At 62.2% G+C, this 3,615-nt stretch carries 4 protein-coding genes and 3 pseudogenes; 3 read left to right on the top strand and 4 right to left on the bottom strand.

All coding sequences use genetic code 11. From position 1 onward, the window contains the following. A pseudogene (locus tag AC1DY5_RS47050) lies at positions 1 to 328 on the bottom strand (hypothetical protein); the annotation flags it as partial. Positions 329 to 443: 115 nt separating this feature from the next. On the opposite strand from AC1DY5_RS47050, the pseudogene AC1DY5_RS47055 reads away from it, so the two are divergent. After that, positions 444 to 572, top strand: a pseudogene (locus AC1DY5_RS47055) (metallophosphoesterase family protein); the annotation flags it as partial. Positions 573 to 609: 37 nt separating this feature from the next. Here the strand turns inward: AC1DY5_RS47055 and AC1DY5_RS47060 are convergent. From AC1DY5_RS47060 to AC1DY5_RS47070, 3 genes are all read right to left on the bottom strand, one after another. Next, complete coding sequence (locus AC1DY5_RS47060) at positions 610 to 816, bottom strand: hypothetical protein (protein WP_478121243.1); 207 nt, start codon at positions 814 to 816, stop codon at positions 610 to 612. A 69-nt stretch (positions 817 to 885) separates the two neighbouring features. Then, positions 886 to 1,095, bottom strand: a complete 210-nt coding sequence (locus tag AC1DY5_RS47065; protein WP_478121244.1) for a hypothetical protein — start codon at positions 1,093 to 1,095, stop codon at positions 886 to 888. A 63-nt stretch (positions 1,096 to 1,158) separates the two neighbouring features. After that, on the bottom strand, positions 1,159 to 2,013 hold the full coding sequence (locus AC1DY5_RS47070; RefSeq protein WP_478121245.1) for an alpha/beta hydrolase: 855 nt from the start codon (positions 2,011 to 2,013) through the stop codon (positions 1,159 to 1,161). Between the two features lie 23 nt (positions 2,014 to 2,036). On the opposite strand from AC1DY5_RS47070, the pseudogene AC1DY5_RS47075 reads away from it, so the two are divergent. Together AC1DY5_RS47075 and AC1DY5_RS47080 are read left to right on the top strand one after the other, a co-directional pair. Next, a pseudogene (locus AC1DY5_RS47075) lies at positions 2,037 to 2,677 on the top strand (IS630 family transposase); the annotation flags it as partial. Positions 2,678 to 2,684: 7 nt separating this feature from the next. Continuing rightward, a complete protein-coding gene (locus AC1DY5_RS47080; protein WP_478121246.1) occupies positions 2,685 to 3,056 on the top strand; it encodes a hypothetical protein in 372 nt (123 codons plus the stop codon). The last annotated feature ends 559 nt before the right edge of the window (positions 3,057 to 3,615 follow it).

A 3,615-nucleotide genomic window follows, 5' to 3' on the forward strand; every position in this document is an offset into this window, starting at 1 on the left:
GGTAGGTCATGCCGGTGCGCGCGCAGCGGCGACGCTCGGTGCGCACCACCCGGGCCTTCTCCTGTGCCCGCCCGACGTACAGCACGCCTTCGTCGGCGTCGAACTGCTGCAGGTACTGCTGCGTGATGTCGTCCTTGCGCTGGTGCTTGGGCAAGCTCACCAGGTCCACCCCGGCGTCGGCTGCGAACCGCTCGATGTTGGCTACGAACGCCTCGGTCTTTGGGGCCACCCCCGCCGTCGACGCGAAGCGCTGGCCCAGGTGGCCACGCAGGTACCACACCACGCCCCCGATGCGCTGCAACTGCGGCACGTAGACGTTGAGGTACATCCGGTCGATGCACTTCGAGCACGACGTGATCGCGCAGGACTTCGCAAACGCTATGTGGTAATTTTATACCCGGCTCCGGTCGTCCACGGGGTCTTCGACCCCATTGAGCTTCGAGCTCGCATCACTTGCGGCGTTGCACAAGGTCGACGCGGTGCTTGTGGCTGGCGACGTGTTCGACGCGAAAACAGTTTCGGACCGCACGATAAGACGTCTGTTCAATGCGCTGGCCAGCTTTGACGGGCCGCGTTCGACAACTGGGCGCTGGCGGCGTACGGACAGTTTCAATTGCTGTGCGCGCTGCGCAATGGTCCGCAGGGGGTGAGGGCGGGAATAAGTTCGGCCCAGCGCCAGTACCTGGCGCAAAGAAACACGAAGGCACTATCGCGCATCTTGTCGTGCTTCTTCTTCAGGTCTTTCTCGACGACTTCGTCGCGCAGTTGGGCGCGCAGCCAAGCCTCGTACTTGCGGGTGGACTGCTGGATGTTCATCGTCGATTCCTAACATCTGCCGCGCCATGCGATGCGATGGACTGCGTGACTCACGCGCAGCCGTGGGCCTCACGGTTCCACGTTAAAGAAGCAGGTCAGCCCGTCCTCGTCGCCCTTCATTCCGTACACCGTCCGGTCGATCTCGCCGGGTTGCAGGTCCCGCTCCGAGCGAAGGATGCGGCCGAAGACGCTCTTCATCTTCTTGGGCATCTTATTCTGCACGAAATAGCCGTGCCCGCCGCTTCCGACCTTCGCGCCCGGGCAGCTGATGTAGCGCATGGCAGGAACGCGAAGGCGATCGGGCGTGGGGTCCGTTCCCAGCTTCATCTGGGTGTCGCCAGTCTACCCATTGTCGGCAATGCTCGCGGCCGCCAGGACCACATCGCCCTTGTTGAAGGTCACGAACAATTGGCTCTTGGGTTTGATCATGTCCAGCCAGTTGCGATGACCACTGGCCCGGACGCAAGGAGCCAGGAGCGCGACGTTCTGGGCGATGGACAGCGAATCGGTGGCGCCCGGGATGTCTAGCGTGTATTGCAGGAACTGCGCACCCAGGCTGTGGGCGGCGACGGTGAACGACTGCCCGTTGGCATCCAGGCGCGCGGCACCCACCAGCCGCAGGAAGCGCGCCAGTGCGTCGGCTGAGTGCTTTCCGTTGAGGCTCGCCTGGTGATAGCGGTAGATCTTGGAGCGAATCTTGGATTGCTCGCGGTTGCCGACCTTCACAACGCCCAGTTCTTCCTCGTCGCCGTCGCTCTCGCTCGGATCGACGCCCGGATACACCTTACCGTCAGGCAGGTAGCCCTCTGATGGCGATGAGAAGCCTACGACCTCGACGCCGTAGAGTGCCTCCAGTTTCGCGCATCGCTCGAAGCACTTGGCCGGGGTGTTGTTGTTCCCATGGATGTAGATCAATACCGGGCGCGGCCCTTTGAAGATCGGGTCCAAGGCCGTCTTGGCTTCCGCCTGGTCGACGTCGTCATCGACGGCGGTCACGCTCCAGCCGGCGGCCTTCGCGCCCACCGTGGCCATGCCGAGCCGTTCCGATCCCTGGCTGTAGGCCGTCCCGAAGGAAGATTCGTTTGAACTAGCCTTCATCACCCGGTTCGTGAAGATCAGCATGGTCCCCTCCAGATGTTGGTGGGGAATTCTCGAACTATTGATATTTTCGTAAATCATGACAACCGCTGAGCGCATCGAGCGTTATGTCTCCAGGAACAATGCTGGAGAATATTGGCRTGGTGCAAAWGCGATTGAGCGAGGCGGCSAAGAAGCGATTGCGGGCGGGGCGRATGCTGCTGGCCGGCAAGAGTTGCGCCGATGCGGCCCTGGCCGTCGGGGTGGCTCGGCAAACCGTGTACACATGGAAGCGCCTGCTCGATGAAGGCGGCATYGATGCGCTTCGAGCCGTGCCCGAGCGCGGGCGTCCGGCCCAGYTGGATGGGGGGCAATTGGCCGCCGTGCGCGCGGCCATYCTGCAAAGCCCGACCGAACATGGATTTGCCACCGAGCTGTGGACGCTCAGGCGGGTGGGCGCTGTCATYGAGCGCATGCACGGTGTGCGCTTTAGCCAGACGCAAATCTGGCGGATTCTGGGCAGTCTGGGCTTCAGCGTGCAAAAGCCTGAGAAGCGCGCCATCGAGCGCAACGAAGATGCGGTGCGCAGTTGGAAACGCAGTACCTGGCCGGCGCTTAAAAAAAAGCCCAGCGAGAAGGACGGCTGATCGTCTTTGTGGACGAGTCCGGCATCAGCGAGCGCCCCACCCGWGTGCGCACMTGGGCGCCCAAGGGACAGACACCCATCATCCAGTTCCATTTCAACTGGACTCACGTCTCGGTCATCGCCGGACTCACGCGCACTCGTGCGCATGGGTGCACAGCAGCGGGCGGTCAAGGCCGAGATCCTTCTATCACTGATCGACCCACCACCGTCTGTGACCCTCAGGCAGAAGCTTCGAACGGTGTGCGGCAATTTGGGATTCCTGGCGCGCAGTCTGCCCACGGCACCAGCCCAGGCTGAAGCACTGCTCCTGAAAGCCGTGGAGTTCCACGGCTACGCGAAACAAGGATCCTTCTGGAACGCCAGGATCCAGGTCGATCTGGCGTTGCTGCGAGCGCGAAAGGCACCGCCGACCGAGGCGAGACAAATGCTCCTACATGCTGGAGCCCTAGCTGATGAACAATGCGCCAACGCACTGAAGGCCCGGATCGAGCGCGCCATCGCGCGCTTGGACGTTTGATCAGGTGCTTCCTACGATTTCCGCAAGCGAACCGCCTCCATGACAACGCTCAGCTTGTGCGGCAGCCTCGCCGGGCGCCGCGGCCGGACGCATTTCCGGTCTCGAGTGGATTCGGTATCGGAGATCGGCCCGGTGGCGGGTGTGGCTGGGCACGGATGGCGTGTACAGCCGCTATGGGCACACAACGGCTGTTCGGATCTTCAGTTAGCAGCCGTTCAAGACGGGGGTCACAGCAGCCTTGAACGGGGTCGCCCAACTGTGAAACCTCTGCGCGCACGCTGTTGATTTTCCTAGCTTTTCAAGTGTGACATCTCGGAGGAGCTCAGTTTCAAAAGGGAAGAATCCTGCATGGATGWTCCCTCCAGGTGCGAGCGGCCTTGGCGGGCGAGCGGCATTGCTGCTCGGCGAAACAATAAGCGAAACAAAACTGGGTGAGTCTCTGAACCCACCGCCGTGGCACCCGACATCCACCGATTCAGTGTCGCCGGCGAGAGGCGTACGAAACGGCCTGGAGAGCGAGAAACTGATCCCCGAAAAAAAGTGACGCCGCGACAATGAG

It is taken from the genome of Variovorax sp. P4_D9 (genome assembly GCF_056401695.1).